9 protein-coding genes, 3 rRNA genes and 1 pseudogene are annotated in these 17,387 nt (G+C 58.2%); 2 read left to right on the top strand and 11 right to left on the bottom strand.

Going from position 1 to position 17,387, the window contains the following annotated elements:
• Window positions 1-175 precede the first annotated feature (175 nt).
• From ACLQ8T_RS02495 to ACLQ8T_RS02460, 8 genes and pseudogenes are all read right to left on the bottom strand, one after another.
• Window positions 176-1,489 (bottom strand): annotated as a pseudogene (locus tag ACLQ8T_RS02495) (amino acid permease).
• 1,071 nt (window positions 1,490-2,560) lie between these two features.
• Window positions 2,561-2,677: ribosomal RNA gene (gene rrf / locus ACLQ8T_RS02490) — 5S ribosomal RNA — on the bottom strand.
• 163 nt (window positions 2,678-2,840) lie between these two features.
• Window positions 2,841-5,975, bottom strand: a 23S ribosomal RNA gene (locus ACLQ8T_RS02485).
• A gap of 596 nt (window positions 5,976-6,571) precedes the next feature.
• A 16S ribosomal RNA gene (locus tag ACLQ8T_RS02480) occupies window positions 6,572-8,097 on the bottom strand.
• The 16S, 23S and 5S rRNA genes sit together here, the layout of an rRNA operon.
• 560 nt (window positions 8,098-8,657) lie before the next feature.
• Window positions 8,658-9,605: a 23S rRNA (guanosine(2251)-2'-O)-methyltransferase RlmB gene (gene rlmB / locus ACLQ8T_RS02475; RefSeq protein ID WP_128471618.1), complete on the bottom strand. Its 948-nt coding sequence runs from the start codon at window positions 9,603-9,605 to the stop codon at window positions 8,658-8,660.
• 51 nt (window positions 9,606-9,656) lie between these two features.
• Window positions 9,657-11,108, bottom strand: a complete 1,452-nt coding sequence (cysS, locus tag ACLQ8T_RS02470; RefSeq protein ID WP_413455586.1) for a cysteine--tRNA ligase — start codon at window positions 11,106-11,108, stop codon at window positions 9,657-9,659.
• 87 nt (window positions 11,109-11,195) lie between these two features.
• A complete protein-coding gene (ispD, locus tag ACLQ8T_RS02465; protein WP_413455585.1) occupies window positions 11,196-12,464 on the bottom strand; it encodes a 2-C-methyl-D-erythritol 4-phosphate cytidylyltransferase in 1,269 nt (422 codons plus the stop codon).
• Window positions 12,465-12,541: 77 nt separating this feature from the next.
• On the bottom strand, window positions 12,542-13,027 hold the full coding sequence (locus ACLQ8T_RS02460) for a CarD family transcriptional regulator (RefSeq protein WP_038993823.1): 486 nt from the start codon (window positions 13,025-13,027) through the stop codon (window positions 12,542-12,544).
• 353 nt (window positions 13,028-13,380) lie between these two features.
• Between ACLQ8T_RS02460 and ACLQ8T_RS02455 the strand changes: the two genes are divergently transcribed.
• Window positions 13,381-13,920 (top strand): hypothetical protein, encoded by a 540-nt coding sequence (locus tag ACLQ8T_RS02455; RefSeq protein WP_413455584.1) that lies wholly within the window; start codon window positions 13,381-13,383, stop codon window positions 13,918-13,920.
• Between the two features lie 80 nt (window positions 13,921-14,000).
• Here the strand turns inward: ACLQ8T_RS02455 and ACLQ8T_RS02450 are convergent, their stop codons facing one another.
• Both ACLQ8T_RS02450 and ACLQ8T_RS02445 read right to left on the bottom strand, forming a co-directional pair.
• The gene (locus ACLQ8T_RS02450) at window positions 14,001-14,681 is read right to left on the bottom strand and encodes a response regulator transcription factor (RefSeq protein WP_204720544.1); all 681 of its coding nucleotides are present in this window, start codon (window positions 14,679-14,681) and stop codon (window positions 14,001-14,003) included.
• Window positions 14,678-15,892 carry a sensor histidine kinase gene (locus tag ACLQ8T_RS02445; RefSeq protein ID WP_338085740.1) on the bottom strand — a complete coding sequence of 405 codons (1,215 nt, stop codon included), beginning with the start codon at window positions 15,890-15,892 and terminating at the stop codon, window positions 14,678-14,680. Before ACLQ8T_RS02445 ends, ACLQ8T_RS02450 begins: the two co-directional genes overlap by 4 nt.
• A 228-nt stretch (window positions 15,893-16,120) precedes the next feature.
• Between ACLQ8T_RS02445 and phoU the strand changes: the two genes are divergently transcribed.
• On the top strand, window positions 16,121-16,774 hold the full coding sequence (phoU, locus tag ACLQ8T_RS02440) for a phosphate signaling complex protein PhoU (protein WP_038993819.1): 654 nt from the start codon (window positions 16,121-16,123) through the stop codon (window positions 16,772-16,774).
• A 281-nt stretch (window positions 16,775-17,055) separates the two neighbouring features.
• Here phoU and ACLQ8T_RS02435 read toward each other — a convergent pair whose 3' ends face one another.
• The gene (locus tag ACLQ8T_RS02435) at window positions 17,056-17,358 is read right to left on the bottom strand and encodes a DUF4193 domain-containing protein (RefSeq protein ID WP_022877094.1); all 303 of its coding nucleotides are present in this window, start codon (window positions 17,356-17,358) and stop codon (window positions 17,056-17,058) included.
• Between the last annotated feature and the right edge of the window lie 29 nt (window positions 17,359-17,387).

The raw sequence follows: 17,387 nt of genomic DNA, 5'->3' as shown, positions 1-17,387 counted from the left end.
TGTGCCCTCATTACGGGTCACCTTGCAGTAGGCCTAGGTCACGGCCCCAGCATTCTTTGAGGCTATCGCCGTTCAGCTGCTGAGGTCCCTTCCATCTTCGTTGCTTGGGTTTCAGCTGGACTAGCCTTTACTCTTACGAACAGCCGATAGCTTATGCCCAGGATTGCAACCCAAATTAGACCAGTAATGAGCGCGCACTGCGCGTTTCCGGAATAATGCCAATAAGGATGATCACAAAGATCATGAAGGCCAACGCCAAGTAGCTGCCCACGGGCCACAACGGAACTGGGAATGCTGATGGTTCAAGAGCATCTCTGTCTATCCGATGCTTCATCCGGATATGCGAGATCAAGATCATCGACCAAACGACAACGGTCGTGGACGTAGCCAATGCAGCGATCAGGAAGAAGATCTGGTCTTCGAACCATATGTTCAGCACGACACCGATAAGCAGCGCACCGATCATCGATAAAGATATCACCCATGGGACACCGTTAGCCGTGGTCTTCGTGAACACCTGGGGTACCTGGCCTTGCTTGACCATGCCGTGAATCATGCGTCCTGCGCCGAAGATGTCCGCGTTGATTGCTGAAAGTGCCCCTGTGATGACGATGAAATTCAGAACGTTCGTTGCAGACGAGAAACCGATGCTGGAGAAGATCGAGACGAATGGACTCTCATTGCCAACGATCGTGTTCCATGGCTGAATGCACATGATGACACCGAGCGTCAGTACGTAGAACAATAGGATGCGCACTGGAACAGAGTTGATCGCCTGCGGTATGACCTTTCGGGGGTTTTGTGCTTCGCCGGCAGTAATGCCGATTACCTCGGTACCACTGAGTGCAAACAAGACGATCGTCAGCGAGGCGATAACTCACCAAATGCCGTGCGGCATGAAACCCTCGTTAGCGAAGAGATTGGATAGACCAGCAGCGCCTTCGCTTTGATTTCCCAGACCGAAGACAATTACGAGAACTCCACCGGCGATCATTCCAACGATGGCGACGACCTTGACCAGCGAGAACCAGAACTCCAGTTCCCCGAAGACTTTGACCGAAAGCAGGTTCACGGCAGCGATGAAGAAAACAACCGCCAAGATCCAGATCCATCGTTCAACGTTAGGGAACCAGAAGCCCATATACACGCCAAAAGCTGTCACATCTGCCAGAGCCACCAGAAACATTTCGAAGGTGTAAGTCCACCCTGTGGCGAAGCCAGCGAAACGGCCGACAAATTCAGTGGCATAGTTGCCGAATGAGCCGGAGGTCGGATTGCGGACGGCCATTTCTCCCAACGCACGCATCACCATGAACACCACTGCGCCACCGAGTATGTAGGCCAGCAGCACGGCTGGACCAGCCATTTGAATGGCGCTTGCAGAACCGTAGAATAAGCCAGTGCTGATGGCAGGCCCTAGGGCGATAAATCTGATATGCCGTGTACTCAAGCCGCATTTCAAGTTTTGGCTTGTCTGGCTAGTTCGCATATTGCTCCTCCGAGATTCCTATATGCTCAGTGGGCTCCTACTCACCTTTGCTGGTGCGCTTCAACCCCCGCCACCTATGTAATGGCAGTCACAAGCATGTCGTATCAGCGAAATGGTCAAGAGAGTCCGGATCCTCAGACTAGTGATAATTTGAAGCTGAGATACCGGACTGCAATTCTTTCAAGGGCTTTAATGAATCGTCATGATAAGCCTCTTGGAGCTTCGCCCACTAGAGCTGGCATGGAAATGTTTATCTAGTCTGGCTCCGTGCGCATTGCTGCCGCAGTCTCCTGAACTAGCCAACCGACAAAGTGGTGCACTCCGGAAAACTGACAGCAGGAACACGCATCTGTGGACCACAGGCGATCTATTGGAGGCCGAGGCTTCTGCTGTGCGCCCATATCAGTGCTTTCGTAAAAAGAGGTGAGAAGCCTCGCAATTGCGGATTCGGTGCCCAGTCGTCGGAAAAACCGAACTAAGTGATTGCTCGTGGACTTGAGAACAGGTCAAAACAGCCAATGACGCTGGCGCTCAGTCGAGAGTCACGTGACTCAACGTGGCTGCTACTTTTGCTTGGACGTCGCGTCCTGCACTGCTCGACATGCCTCGATCTAGCAGTGTTATTTCGCCGGGCGATCGAACTCGGCGAAGAACTGGACGGAGCTAATCGATAGCGTCAAGCAGGATAACAAAGTTGAGAGTAGGGGAGCGTTTTAGCTTGGCGCGGGCAGTTTTCAATTGGCTATGACACCGTCTCATGCCTGGCAACCACCCGTCAGTGGAAACAATTGAAACTAGAAAACAATCCTCTGCTCCATACCCGGTTGCACTCGAACATCGGCTATCGGACTAAGTTGAAGTTCAATCCTTTAAGGTTGCCAGTCATCACAGCTGGCACCGCAACCCAATGCCGGCCTGATCCATTGCGGGCCGCGGCAGCGGCCAGCGACCGAATCCCCTTAAACAAAAACAGGCCAAGCACTCATGCCTGACCCCCAAGCCCTCCACGGGTTAAACAGGTGAGGCTCCAACCATCACTGGTTAGAGCCTCAAACCCATTATTTAGGTTAAGTCCGGCGGTGACCTACTCTCCCACACCCTCACGAGTGCAGTACCATCGGCGCAATGGGCCTTAGCTTCCGGGTTCGGTATGGGACCGGGCGTTTCCCCCACGCTATGACCGCCGTAACAATCACGAAGCACACAAACCCTACGGTTTGGTGTTGCCTTCGGTGGCATGCAGCAAAGCACGCACAAAGCCAAGTATTCTCGGTTTGAGGTTGTTGTCTCGTAACCGTATAGTGAACGCGAACAGCATTGAAATCATCAGTTCAAATCATTGTTTTATTGTGTGTTGTAAGTCATCGGCCTATTAGTACAGGTCAGCTGCACAAGTCTTCAGTTCTTGCTTCCACATCCTGCCTATCAACCCAGTGGTCTAGCTGGGGGCCTCTCACACACAATGGTGCATGGAAATCTCATCTCGAAGCAGGCTTCCCGCTTAGATGCTTTCAGCGGTTATCCCTTCCAAACGTAGCTAATCAGCGATGCACTTGGCAGTACAACTGACACACCAGAGGTTCGTCCGTCCCGGTCCTCTCGTACTAAGGACAGCCCTTCTCAAATTTCCAACGCGCGCAGCGGATAGGGACCGAACTGTCTCACGACGTTCTAAACCCAGCTCGCGTACCGCTTTAATGGGCGAACAGCCCAACCCTTGGGACCTACTCCAGCCCCAGGATGCGACGAGCCGACATCGAGGTGCCAAACCATGCCGTCGATATGGACTCTTGGGCAAGATCAGCCTGTTATCCCCGAGGTACCTTTTATCCGTTGAGCGACGGCCCTTCCACGAGGTGCCGCCGGATCACTAGTCCCGACTTTCGTCCCTGCTCGAGCTGTCACTCTCACAGTCAAGCTCCCTTGTGCACTTACACTCGACACCTGATTGCCAACCAGGCTGAGGGAACCTTTGGGCGCCTCCGTTACATTTTAGGAGGCAACCGCCCCAGTTAAACTACCCATCAGGCACTGTCCCTGAACCAGATCATGGTCCGAAGTTAGGTGACCGGTACAGCCAGAGTGGTATTTCAACGATGACTCCACCTGAACTAGCGTCCAAGCTTCACAGTCTCCCACCTATCCTACACAAGCTGCACCGAACACCAATACCAAACTATAGTAAAGGTCTCGGGGTCTTTCCGTCCTGCTGCGCGTAACGAGCATCTTTACTCGTACTGCAATTTCGCCGAGTTCATGGTTGAGACAGCGGGGAAGTCGTTACTCCATTCGTGCAGGTCGGAACTTACCCGACAAGGAATTTCGCTACCTTAGGATGGTTATAGTTACCACCGCCGTTTACTGGGGCTTAAATTCTCAGCTTCGCCACAAGGGCTAACCAGTCCTCTTAACCTTCCAGCACCGGGCAGGAGTCAGTCCGTATACATCGTCTTGCGACTTCGCACGGACCTGTGTTTTTAGTAAACAGTCGCTTCCCCCTGGTCTCTGCGGCCCACACCCGCCTCCGGAGAGCACGTCTCCATCACGGGGCAGGCCCCCCTTCTTCCGAAGTTACGGGGGCATTTTGCCGAGTTCCTTAACCATGATTCTCTCGATCGCCTTAGTATTCTCTACCTGATCACCTGTGTCGGTTTGGGGTACGGGCGGACTGGGACCTCGCGCCGATGCTTTTCTAGGCAGCATAGGATCACCGAATCACCCCATAAACGGGGCGCCTATCAGGTCTCAGAACATATGAGCGGCGGATTTGCCAACCACTCTTCCTACACCCTTGGACCAGGTCAATTCCATTGCCTGGCTCGGCTACCTTCCTGCGTCACACCTGTTAATACGCTGACCTCACTGCATCGGTTCCCACCACATCACACAACCAGCAACCCGAAGGCCGCAACAGCCATGATCCGTCATGGTTAGCATCCACAGCTTGGTATGGGCGGTCCTTCGCCGGTACGGGAATATCAACCCGTTGTCCATCGACTACGCCTGTCGGCCTCGCCTTAGGTCCCGACTAACCCAGGGCAGATTAGCTTAACCCTGGAACCCTTGATCATTCGGCGGACGGGTTTCTCACCCGTCATTCGCTACTCATGCCTGCATTCTCACTCGTGTGGCCTCCACCGCTGGTTTCCACCGCGACTTCACCGTCCACACGACGCTCCCCTACCCATCCAAGCACCCAATCGAAACCAGGCTAATACTTGAATGACGCAACTTCGGCGGTGTGCTTGAGCCCCGCTACATTATCGGCGCGGAATCACTTGACCAGTGAGCTATTACGCACTCTTTCAAGGGTGGCTGCTTCTAAGCCAACCTCCTGGTTGTCACAGCAACTCCACATCCTTTTCCACTTAGCACACGCTTAGGGGCCTTAGTTGGCGTTCTGGGCTGTTTCCCTCTCGACTATGAAGCTTATCCCCCACAGTCTCACTGCTGCGCTCTCACTTGCCGGCATTCGGAGTTTGGCTAAGGTCAGTAACCTTGTAGGGCCCATCGCCTATCCAGTAGCTCTACCTCCAGCAAGAAACACGCAACGCTGCACCTAAATGCATTTCGGGGAGAACCAGCTATCACGAAGTTTGATTGGCCTTTCACCCCTACCCACAGCTCATCCCCTCCATTTTCAACTGAAGTGGGTTCGGTCCTCCACACGCTCTTACACGCGCTTCAACCTGGCCATGGGTAGATCACTTCGCTTCGGGTCTAGATCACGCCACTCAAACGCCCTATTCAGACTCGCTTTCGCTACGGCTTCCCCACACGGGTTAACCTCGCGACGTAACACTAACTCGCAGGCTCATTCTTCAAAAGGCACGCCATCACCCAGGAACAAGTCCCAGGCTCTAACGGATTGTAAGCGCACGGTTTCAGGTACTATTTCACTCCCCTCCCGGGGTACTTTTCACCATTCCCTCACGGTACTGATTCACTATCGGTCATCAAGTAGTATTCAGGCTTACCAGGTGGTCCTGGCAGATTCACACAAGGTTTCACGGGCCCCGTGCTACTCGGGTATCAACACTAGAACGGCAGACACGCATTACACCTACGGGACTATCACCCTCTCTGGTCCGGCATTCCAACCGATTCACCTATACGCCTGCACCTCATCCCACCAGCAAGATAGCGCTGGTACATGTCAACCCCACAACCCCGGTGATGCAACGCCTATCCGCTATCACACACCAACCGGTTTAGCCCCATCCGCGTTCGCTCGCCACTACTAACGGAATCACTGTTGTTTTCTCTTCCTGCGGGTACTGAGATGTTTCACTTCCCCGCGTTCCCTCCACACAGCCTATACATTCAGCTGCAGGTCACACCACATAACATGGTGCGGGGTTCCCCCATTCGGAAATCCTGGTCTCAACGTCCGGTTATCGACTCCACCAGGCTTATCGCAGATTCCCACGTCCTTCATCGGCTCTTGATGCCAAGGCATCCACCGTGCGCCCTTAAAAACTTCAACACAAATCAAAGTCTCAGAATTGAGCAATAAAACAATCTAACAAAATCACGCAGACAAGACTCCAACACCAGGCAATCCCAGGAAAAGGACTACCCAGCTCATCTCATCTGCAAGATGCTCGCGTTCACTATACAGTTCCCAAACAACAACCCCGCACCCCCGCAACAACACCCCAAAACCAACACCAACCAAAGGCCAGCATCAATCCAACAGGACATCCTTGCAGCAAACACAGGACAAACACCGAAACACCAAGAACCCCTCACCCAAGCGAACACCACCAGGACCCTCCCCACAGGAAGAACCCCGGCAACCATTCACCAGGAAAGGAGGCTTGTTGCCTCAAAACCCAACAGCATGCCAAACCATACAAACCACACAACACCCACACACCGCATTCCAGCACCGCAAGAAGAAAACCCCCTGCAATGCGTACTAGCAGATGCCCAAGCACCACGCAGCCACAGCCAATACCCCGCACCAGCATCAGCCAGCACGTTTTCCAGTATTGAGTCCATTGATATTCCACCCATGAGCAACCCACCCGGACAACACTCGTGTCCAGCATGGGCAACCAATAATGGTTAGCTCCTTAGAAAGGAGGTGATCCAGCCGCACCTTCCGGTACGGCTACCTTGTTACGACTTAGTCCCAATCGCCAGTCCCACCTTCGACGACTCCCCCCACACAAGGTGGTTAGGCCATCGGCTTCGGGTGTTACCAACTTTCGTGACTTGACGGGCGGTGTGTACAAGGCCCGGGAACGTATTCACCGCAGCGTTGCTGATCTGCGATTACTAGCGACTCCGACTTCATGGGGTCGAGTTGCAGACCCCAATCCGAACTGAGACCGGCTTTTAGGGATTAGCTCCACCTCACAGTATCGCAACCCATTGTACCGGCCATTGTAGCATGCGTGAAGCCCAAGACATAAGGGGCATGATGATTTGACGTCATCCCCACCTTCCTCCGAGTTGACCCCGGCAGTCTCCCATGAGTCCCCACCACTACGTGCTGGCAACATGGAACGAGGGTTGCGCTCGTTGCGGGACTTAACCCAACATCTCACGACACGAGCTGACGACAACCATGCACCACCTGTGAACCAGCCCCGAAGGGAAACCCCATCTCTGGAGCGGTCTGGCACATGTCAAGCCTTGGTAAGGTTCTTCGCGTTGCATCGAATTAATCCGCATGCTCCGCCGCTTGTGCGGGCCCCCGTCAATTCCTTTGAGTTTTAGCCTTGCGGCCGTACTCCCCAGGCGGGGCACTTAATGCGTTAGCTACGGCGCGGAAAACGTGGAATGTCCCCCACACCTAGTGCCCAACGTTTACGGCATGGACTACCAGGGTATCTAATCCTGTTCGCTCCCCATGCTTTCGCTCCTCAGCGTCAGTAAATGCCCAGAGACCTGCCTTCGCCATCGGTGTTCCTCCTGATATCTGCGCATTTCACCGCTACACCAGGAATTCCAGTCTCCCCTACATCACTCTAGTCTGCCCGTACCCACCGCAGATCCGAGGTTGAGCCTCGGACTTTCACGGCAGACGCGACAAACCGCCTACGAGCTCTTTACGCCCAATAAATCCGGATAACGCTTGCGCCCTACGTATTACCGCGGCTGCTGGCACGTAGTTAGCCGGCGCTTCTTCTGCAGGTACCGTCACTTTCGCTTCTTCCCTACTGAAAGAGGTTTACAACCCGAAGGCCGTCATCCCTCACGCGGCGTCGCTGCATCAGGCTTTCGCCCATTGTGCAATATTCCCCACTGCTGCCTCCCGTAGGAGTCTGGGCCGTGTCTCAGTCCCAGTGTGGCCGGTCACCCTCTCAGGCCGGCTACCCGTCGTCGCCTTGGTGAGCCATTACCTCACCAACAAGCTGATAGGCCGCGAGTCCATCCCCCACCGATAAATCTTTCCACCACAAAACATGCGTTCCATGGTCATATCCGGTATTAGACCCAGTTTCCCGGGCTTATCCCAGAGTCGGGGGCAGGTTACTCACGTGTTACTCACCCGTTCGCCACTAATCCACCCAGCAAGCTGGGCTTCATCGTTCGACTTGCATGTGTTAAGCACGCCGCCAGCGTTCATCCTGAGCCAGGATCAAACTCTCCATAAAAAAATAAAAAGCCACCAGCAACCCCTTGGAAAAGAAGGGCGAAGCCGATGAAGTCCTGGCGAATAATAAAACACTCAAGAACACTGCACGGGGGTGCAATGCCTCAAGCAAATGTTATGTATTCACCAAATAAAAATATTCGGTATCAACAAACTTGGCACACTATTGAGTTCTCAAACAACAAACACTCTCGACAACACACCAGCCACTCTTGGTGGCCACTGCTTCGCTCCGGAGCAACTTTTCCAGCTTACCACCGCGTTGACCATTGTCAACTCGGCGTTTCAGGCTGGTTCACCCCGCTGTTTCCGACTCGCCTTTTCAGGCCCTCCGGATCAGCGGCGCGAGATAAAACTCTACACGCATCCCACCACGAAGCAAAATCGGCCAGTTTCCGGAAACTGCCGCCCAGAACGCCCGGAATCATGCGGATTCTGCGCGCTCCAAGATGAATAACAGCTGAAAACAACGGAAATTTGTTGTTATGAAGCGGATCACCTTAACGACAGTGGGCCATAACTTGCCTTGGCAAGTTATGGCCCACTTATGGTGCTTGGAAGCTACTTCGCCTTCTCGGCACGCAAACGCGATACCTCGTAGAGCGAGATGCCGACAGCCATCGAAGCGTTCAGCGATTCCATTGCAGAGTCGATTGGAATCGAAACGATGGCGTCGCAGTTTTCGCGAACCAGACGGGACAGGCCCTTGCCCTCGGAACCAACCACGATGCACAGCGGGCCGGTTGCCAATTCGAAGTTCGGCAGCTGCATATCGCCACCGGCGTCGAGGCCGATCACGAAGATGCCGGCAGCCTTGATTTCCTTCAGCGCGCTGGTCAGGTTGCTGCACTTGGCAACAGGTACGCGGACCGCTGCACCGGCGCTGGTCTTCCATGCCGAGGCGGTCATCCCGACGCTGCGGCGTTCTGGAATGATCACGCCGTCTGCGCCGAAGGCCGATGCCGAACGGACAATCGCGCCCAGGTTACGCGGGTCGGTGATGCCATCCAGTGCCAAGAACAGCGGCTGGGTCTTGGTGTAGCCCTTGTCGAAGTCCTTGATGGTCTTGGTAGCCAGCTGGACTGCGTCCTTGTACTCGTATGGCGGGATCTGCAGGGCCAGGCCCTGGTGGATCGCGTCATCGGTCATGCGGTCCAGCTCAGGCTTGGATGCTTCCATCAGCGGGATGCCCAGCTCGGCAGCCAGCTTCAGGGATTCGCGGACGCGGTCATCGACGTCGATGCGGATGGCAACATGCAGCGCCTTGGCAGGGATGCCGGCGCGCAGCGCCTCCACGACGGAGTTGCGTCCGGTGACGAATTCGGCGTTGACCTTGATGCGTTCGGTGCGGCGGCCGGTGCTGCGCTTGGCAGCCGAGCGCTCGGCAAGTTGCTTGGCACGGTACGCCTTGTGGTACGGGCGGTCCTCCGCCTTGGGGGTCGGGCCCTTGCCCTCGAGGGATCGACGTCCCTTGCCACCACTACCCTTGGTTGGGCCCTTTTTGCTCATTGGTAATTGTCCTTTGGTTTTTGAGTTCGTTGGCGTCGCGTTGATTCGCGACTAGTTGTCCAGAGTCCAGCGGGCGCCATCGGCCGAATCCACCACGGTAATTCCGGCGGATGCCAGCGCATCGCGGATCGCATCGGAGCGTGCCCAGTCCTTGGCCGCCCGCGCTTCAGCGCGTTCGGCCAGCTGCGCCTGGATCAGCTGGTCCAGGACCTCGTGCTCTGCGGAAGAATCAGACTCTTCATTGCTGCCGGCATCATCCAGGCCCAGCACCTGGGTCATGGCCAGGACCTGGCCCAGGGCCTTGGCGGCGGCAGCGTCATCACGCTGGTCCAGGGAAGCATTGCCGAGCCGAACGGTTTCATGCAGTGCGGCCAGCGCCATGGGAACGTTCAGGTCATCATCCATCGCGGTGCCGAAGGCTTCTGGCACCTCCGTGGCGGCGATGGCCTCGGCGGCGGCACCCAATCGGTAGCGCGCATTGGAGATGAAAGTGTCGACGCGATCCACCGCTGCCCCGGCCTCGGTCAGCGAGTCCGGACGGTAGTCGAGCATCGAACGGTAGTGCGCCTGGCCCAGGAAGTAGCGCACCACGCGGGCATCGGCCAGTGCGAGCATTTCTTCCGGAGAGATGGTGTTGCCGATGGACTTGGACATCTTCTCACCCTCGTAGGTGACCATGCCGTTGTGCATCCAGTAGTTGGCGAAGCCGTGGCCTGCAGCATTGGACTGGGCCATCTCGTTCTCGTGGTGCGGGAAGCGCAGATCCAGTCCGCCGCCGTGGATGTCGAATGCGCTGCCCAGGTACTTGCCGGCCATCGCCGAGCACTCGAGGTGCCAGCCTGGGCGGCCGCGTCCCCAGGGGCTCGGCCAGGAAGCGGTCAGCGGATCGGTGTCCTTGTGCCCCTTCCACAGCGCGAAGTCGCGTGGGTCCTTCTTGCCGCGCGGATCCGAATCCGGCGCATCCTGCATGTCGTCGACCTTCTGGCGGGTCAACGCGCCGTACTGCTCGTAGGAGCGCACGTCGAAGTAGACATCTCCGGAGCCGTCGGCTGCCGGGTAGGCGTGGCCGCGATCGATGAGCTGCTCAATCAGCTCATGCATTTCGGTGATGTGCCCGGTCGCGCGCGGCTCATAGGTCGGCCTGCGCACGCCCAGCGCCTCGTAGGCAAGCGAGAATTCCTGCTCGAAGCGGTACGCCAGGGCGAACCATTCTTCGCGCGGCTTGTAATGGGCATCGGCTTCGAAGTCCGCGGCGAAGGAGTTCGCCGACTTTTCCAGGATCTTGTCATCGATGTCGGTGACGTTGCGGACCGTCGTGACGGCGAAGCCGCGGTATTCGAGCCAGCGCACCAGGATGTCGAAGACAATGGCACTGCGAACATGGCCCACGTGCGGCATGCCCTGCACGGTGGCGCCGCAGTAGTACAGCTTCACTTCGCCTTCCGCCAGTGGCTGGAAGTCGCGTACGGATGCTGTTTTGGTGTCATAGAATCGCAGGCTCACGCCTTTAAGGTTATCCGATGGATGCACGCTTTGTGCTTCACTTGTGACGCTCTCGATGCGCGATGCCCCGCGGCAGCGCCGACGGGCCTAATGCGAAACCGGATAGACCAGTGCGGTGGCATAGGCGGTCACGCCCTTGCCCTCCCCCTCGTACCCCAGCCCGTCGCTGGTAGTCGCAATGACGCTGACTGGGGCGCCGATCGCCTCGCTGAGCACCGCGTTGGCCTCCTCGCGGCGCGCGGCGAAGCGCGGGCGGCGGCCAACGAACTGCACAGAGACGTTGCCGATCTCGAATCCTGCCTCGCGCACCAGGCGGGCGGCTTCTGCAATCAGGCTCACACCGCTGGCACCGGCGAATTCCGGGCGGTCCACCCCGAAGTGCGTGCCCAGATCGCCAATGCCCGCTGCGGAGAACAGCGCATCGCAGGCAGCGTGCGCTACCGCGTCGCCATCGGAGTGGCCGGACAGCCCGATGTCCTCCGGGAAGTGCAGTCCTGCCAGCCACATTTCGCGGGCCGGGTCGTCGCTGACCGCGTGGACATCGATGCCGTTGCCGACTCGTGGCAGGATCATGGCTTCTTCCTTTGCACTGGGGTTGCTGGCTGGGCGGCTTGCCGCGAGCTTGCCGGCGGCGTCGAGGTCTTCGGGGTAGGTGATCTTCAGTGCTTGCTGAGATCCGGGCAGCACCTGGACTTCGGCGCCGAAAGCCCGCACGATCGACGCGTCATCGGTGACCAGCTCCAGTTCGGCTTCGGTGCAGGAATCCAGCCGGGCGTGGGCCGCGCGCAGCAGTGCCGCGTCAAAGCCCTGCGGGGTCTGCACCGCGCGCAGGGTGGAACGCGCCGGGGTTTCCTTGATGATCTCCTGCTCGCCGGAGGCATCGGGCTGAACCACGCAGATGGTGTCGGTGACATCCAATGCCGGAATCACCGCGTTGCACTGCTCATCGGCGAGGGCGACCAGCACCCTTTCATGCAGCTCGGCCGGGGCGAAAGCGCGGGCTGCGTCATGGACCAGGATATTCGCGGCCTCGGAACTGGCGACGGCTAGTCCTGCGCGAACCGATGCGGCGCGGCTTGCGCCACCGGGCACGGTGCGGACCCGTTCCCCGTATTGGGCCATGGCCGCGGCCAGTCGCTCGTCCTTCGGCGGGGTCACCACAATGATTTCGGTGATCTGCTCAACCCCGAGGATCCGGTCCACTGCATGTTCTGCCAGGGACTTCCCTGCCACCTGAACCATCGCCTTGGGAATTCCTGCGCCGAGGCGGGTTCCCATTCCGCCGGCCACGAGGATCAGGCTTGAATTTTGCGCTTCGCTTTGCTTCACAGCGCCCAGCTTATCGTGCCGCGTCATCCTGATTCGGATGCTTTAACGCCAAAAGCCGTGAAACGCTTGGGAGCGTTTCACGGCGATGCGTTACCGGTACTGGGTTAGGCCGAAGCCAGAACCTCGTCCAAGAGGCCTTCCGCCTTGGCCTCGTCCAGATCCTTGGCCAAGGCCAATTCACTGATCAATACCTGGCGAGCCTTGGCCAGCATGCGCTTTTCGCCTGCCGACAGACCACGGTCGTTTTCTCGGCGCCACAGGTCGCGAACTACTTCTGCAACCTTGATGACATCGCCGGAAGCGAGCTTCTCGACATTTGCCTTGTAGCGGCGCGACCAGTTGGTCGGCTCTTCGGTAAATTCAGCACGAAGGACGTCGAACACATGGTCCAAGCCTTCCTGACCTACCACGTCACGTACGCCAACAAGATCAACGTTCTCGGCTGGAACCTCGATGGTCAGGTCGCCCTGAGCCACCTTGAGCTTGAGATACATTTTCTCTTCGCCCTTGATCTTGCGCATCTTGATCTCTTCGATCATTGCGGCACCGTGGTGCGGGTAGACAACAGTCTCGCCAACCTCAAAAACCATGTGGATAAACCCCTTTCCCACGTCCTAGTCTACCATGTTTGCTATTCATGGCCTCGCGACTGTGCCCCATATAACCGCGAATTCATGCGGAATTGCCTCTTCCACTTGCAAGAGAAACATGCTATGAAGAAGGTAGGGCAGTCGATTGCACACCACCCCCTTCCCAGAAACGGTTGTCTACAACTTGTCGAAAAGCGTGTGTTGCACGTCGCTAAATCGCGTCTTTGCGTGAAAAACAGCTAGGCTTAGAGGTAATCGTGGTCCTTTTCGCGGCTGCCCCTGCCCCAGGTGCAGCCGATTCAACCGGCCACGAACCCGAAGCAACTCATTATTCTCACCGAGGAGTTAGTGTCGTGATCACCGCACGCATGACCGCTGGACGTCGCATCGCCGCGTCCCTCGCTGTGGCTGCCCTGGCATTCGGTGTCACCAGCTGTGGCGCCATCAACGAGCAGGCCACCAACATGGACTACGCCGCCAGCGATGGCATCAACGTCGATGTCGCAGACGCCAAGGTTCGCAACCTGATGTTCGTCACCAACAGCGACGACACTGAAGCCCGCCTGATCGGCTCCGTAGTCAACGCCGGCGATTCCGCGCTGACCCTGTCGGTCAAGGCCGAGAACACTGCACCTGTCTCCATCCAGGTTCCTGCCGATGGCACTATCAAGCTTGAAGATGACAAGAACGAGCAGATCATCAAGAACTTGGGCATCCCTGCTGGCCAGCACGCATCTTCGGTCTTCACCGTCGCCGGCGAGAACGTGGAATTCAGCGTTCCAGTAGTCGATGGCACCCTTGCCGAATACCGCGACTTCGTCCCGGGCGGTGCCGATGCGTCGGTCACCGAGCACCTGACCCCGGAAGAGACCCAATCGACTTCGGGCCACTAAGCTCCGCAAGCCGAAACAGCAGCCCCGGACAGAATCACTGATTCTGTCCGGGGCTGCTGCCGTATCCGGGCTATTAGGCCCTAGACCACGAACTTGTAGCCCAGTCCGCGCACAGTCACCAGGCGTTCGGGGACTGCCGGGTCGACCTCGATCTTGGAACGCAGGCGCTTGACGTGCACATCCAAGGTCTTGGTGTCGCCCACATAGTCGCTGCCCCAGACGCGATCGATCAGCTGCCCGCGGGTGAGCACGCGTCCGGCATTGCGCAGCAGCATTTCCAGCAGTTCGAATTCCTTCAGCGGCATGGACACCTCGGTGTTGTCGACCGAAACCACATGGCGTTCCACGTCCATGCGCACCGGACCAGCGGTGACCACGTTGCTGATCAGCTCCTCGCCCTCGCCCTGGCGGCGCAGCACGGCGCGGATGCGGGCCAGCAATTCGCGGGAGGAATACGGCTTGGTGACGTAGTCGTCGGCGCCGAGTTCCAGGCCCACCACCTTGTCGATCTCCGAGTCCTTCGCCGTGAGCATGATGACCGGGACCTGGCTGTTCAGGCGGATCTGGCGGATCACCTCGGTGCCCGGCTGACCCGGAAGCATCAGGTCCAGCAGCACCAGGTCTGCGCCATGGCGTTCGAACTCGCTGACTGCCTTCAGGCCGTCGTCGGCGATCCGCACTTCGAAGCCTTCGCGTTCCAGCAGGAAGGACAACGGGTCGGAGAGCGACTCCTCGTCCTCAACGATCAATATGCGGGTCATCGGCGTCCTCCTTCACGATCGGACGCACTCGCCTCGATCGTTCGTTCCTTCATCGTCTGGCCGGCAAGCGCATTGCTGGTCGCCGGTTCTTCGTCCGCTAGGGGAAGTCTTAGGGTAAATGTTGATCCGTGGCCGGGCTGCGACCACAGCGACACTTCGCCGCCGTGGTTGGCCAGCACGTGCTTGACGATGCTCAGCCCCAGCCCGGTGCCGCCGGTCTGCCGCGAGCGTGCGGAGTCCACGCGGTAGAAGCGCTCGAACACGCGCTCCTGATCCTCGGGCGAGATGCCCGGTCCCTGGTCGGTCACCGAAATCTGGGCGTAGCCATCGCGCTGGCGGATCCCGACGCCGACCGTGGTGTGCTCCGGCGAATAGCGGATGGCATTGTCGATCAGGTTGCGAACGGCGGTCATCAGCAGGTCCGCGTCGCCCAGGATCGGCTCTTCGAGATGGCCGCCCACAGTAATGGTGATGCCCTTTTCCTCGGCAATCAGGTGGCTGCGGTCCACGGCTTCTGCCACGACGCTGTCGATATTCACTTCCTGGCCCTGCACGATCGCATCGGATGCCTGCAGCCGGGAGAGTTCGATGATGTCCTGCACCAGGGCCGCCAGGCGCCTCGATTCCTTGTCCATCCGGGTGGAGAAGCGGCGCACCGCCTTCGGGTCGTCGGCGGCTTCGGTGATGGCTTCGGCCAGCAGGCCGATGGCGCCGACCGGGGTCTTCAGCTCGTGGGAAACGTTGGCCACGAAATCGTTGCGCATCGCTTCGGTTCGGGTGATTTCGGTGCGGTCGTCGGCGAGCAGAAGGATGTATTCGTCTCCCAGCGGAGCGACGCGCACGTGGACAATCAGCTGCCCGGCGCCAAGCGTGGAGCGCTGCAGCTCGTACTGGCTTTCGGCGATCACGCCATCGGCGCGCACCTGGCGCACCAGCGAGAGCAGCTCGTTGTGGACCAGCGTGTGCCCGCGCACCAGCCCGTAGGCATAGGAGGCAGGGTTGGCCCGGACCACTCCGTCAACGTCGTCGAGGATCACGAAGGCTCGCCCGATAACCGACAGGACGGCGGCCGCCCCCTCGGGGAGCACTGGCTCGTCGACTTGCGGCAGCTTCGAAGAGCGGGCCTGGGAGAGCCGGAAGGCGATGACGCCAACGATCCCCAGAGCCAGGCCGAGGACGCCGGCTATAAGAGTCGAGATCACTTCGTTCACATCTTTAGACTAGCTTCACCTGTAAGCGGCTCCAGCCCTAAATGACGTGTTTTAGTCGATTTCGGCGCGCTGTTCACCAAACGTTCACTTTTCGTGGCATATTCGTTAATCACCCGCTGACAAGCTGGAGCAAGACCCTCCACCATGCCACAAAACTGTCTCGTGGCGGGTGGCTGCCACGGCAGTCCACCATCCGGCATGGATACCGAACACTCGAAAGGAACTGCTGTGCGTAAGGTATTTCAGGCAGACCTGCAGCAAATTGGCGAAGAACTCATTGAGATGGCCAACCAGGTAGCAACCGCAATGGACCGCGCTTGGGAATCGCTAGCCAACGTGGACGTCGATCTGGCACAGGAAGTCATTGCGGCTGACGCGAAGATCGACTTCCTGCAGAACCAGCTCGACGAACGGGCCATAGACACCTTGGCCCTGCAGGGGCCGGTAGCCAGCGACCTGCGCATGATTGTCGGTTCGCTGCGCATGAGCGCTTCGCTGGAGCGCATGGGCGATTTGGCCCGCCATCTGGCGCAGCTGACTCGTCTGCGTTTCCCCAACCCGGCGATCCCGGCCAAGATTTCCGACACCTTTGCCCAGATGGCAAAGATCGATATCGACATCGCCAAGGCCGTCGCGCGCCTGCTGGACACCCGCGATTTGAAGATCGCCACGGAAATCATCGAACTGAACCACGAACTGGATCGTTTGCACTCCAGCGTCTTCACCCAGGTCGCTGCCGAGGACTGGGACGCCAACGCGCCAACCACCGTGGATGTGTCGCTGACCAGCCGCTACCTCGAGCGCTTCGGCGATCACGGCGTGTCCGTAGCCCGCAAGGTCACCTACCTGGTGACCGGCGAATGGGATCCAACCGAAATCTAGCTTCTCGGAGCATCGGCGCGATTGCATGGCCATGGCGCCTGCCATCCGGTACCACCGGATGGCAGGCGCCATTTTTGTTCTTCAATTTTCTTTGAACGCAGACCGGGGCATCCGGCTGGGCGCTCCGGAGAGCACGCTGTGCGTCCTAGTTGGGCCCCGATGAGGAAGCTGGCCCAGCCAAGGATTCCAGCTCGTTAAATGGGCAGAGGGCGGCCCACCGCTCGGTGGGCTACCCTCTGCCGGTTTTCGGCGCACGAATGGCGCCAGCGTCTAGCGGGTTTCTAGCCTTCGCACTCGACGCAGAAGCCTACGTTGCCTTCTTCGCGCACCAGCTGCGAACGGTGGCGAATCAAGAAGCACGAGCCGCAAATGAACTCGTCGTCTTTCTGCGGAATGACCGTAACAGTCAATTCCTCGTTGGAGAGATCCGCGCCTGGCAGATCCATGCCATCGGTGTGATCGGCCTCGTCGAGCTCGCGCACCACCGACTTGGCATCCGGTGCGTTAGCGGACTTCACCGCATCCAGAGAAGCCTTGCGTGCCTCAGCAACGTCTGGGCGGACTTCATCGTAATCAGTTGCCACGAATTGCATTCCTAACGTGAGCCATTGAG

Source organism: Glutamicibacter sp. FR1, from assembly GCF_047300825.1.
Classification (GTDB): Bacteria; Actinomycetota; Actinomycetes; order Actinomycetales; family Micrococcaceae; genus Glutamicibacter; species Glutamicibacter nicotianae.
The sequence above is the reverse complement of the archived record's forward strand: the minus strand, read 5'-3'. Positions and strand labels throughout refer to the sequence as shown.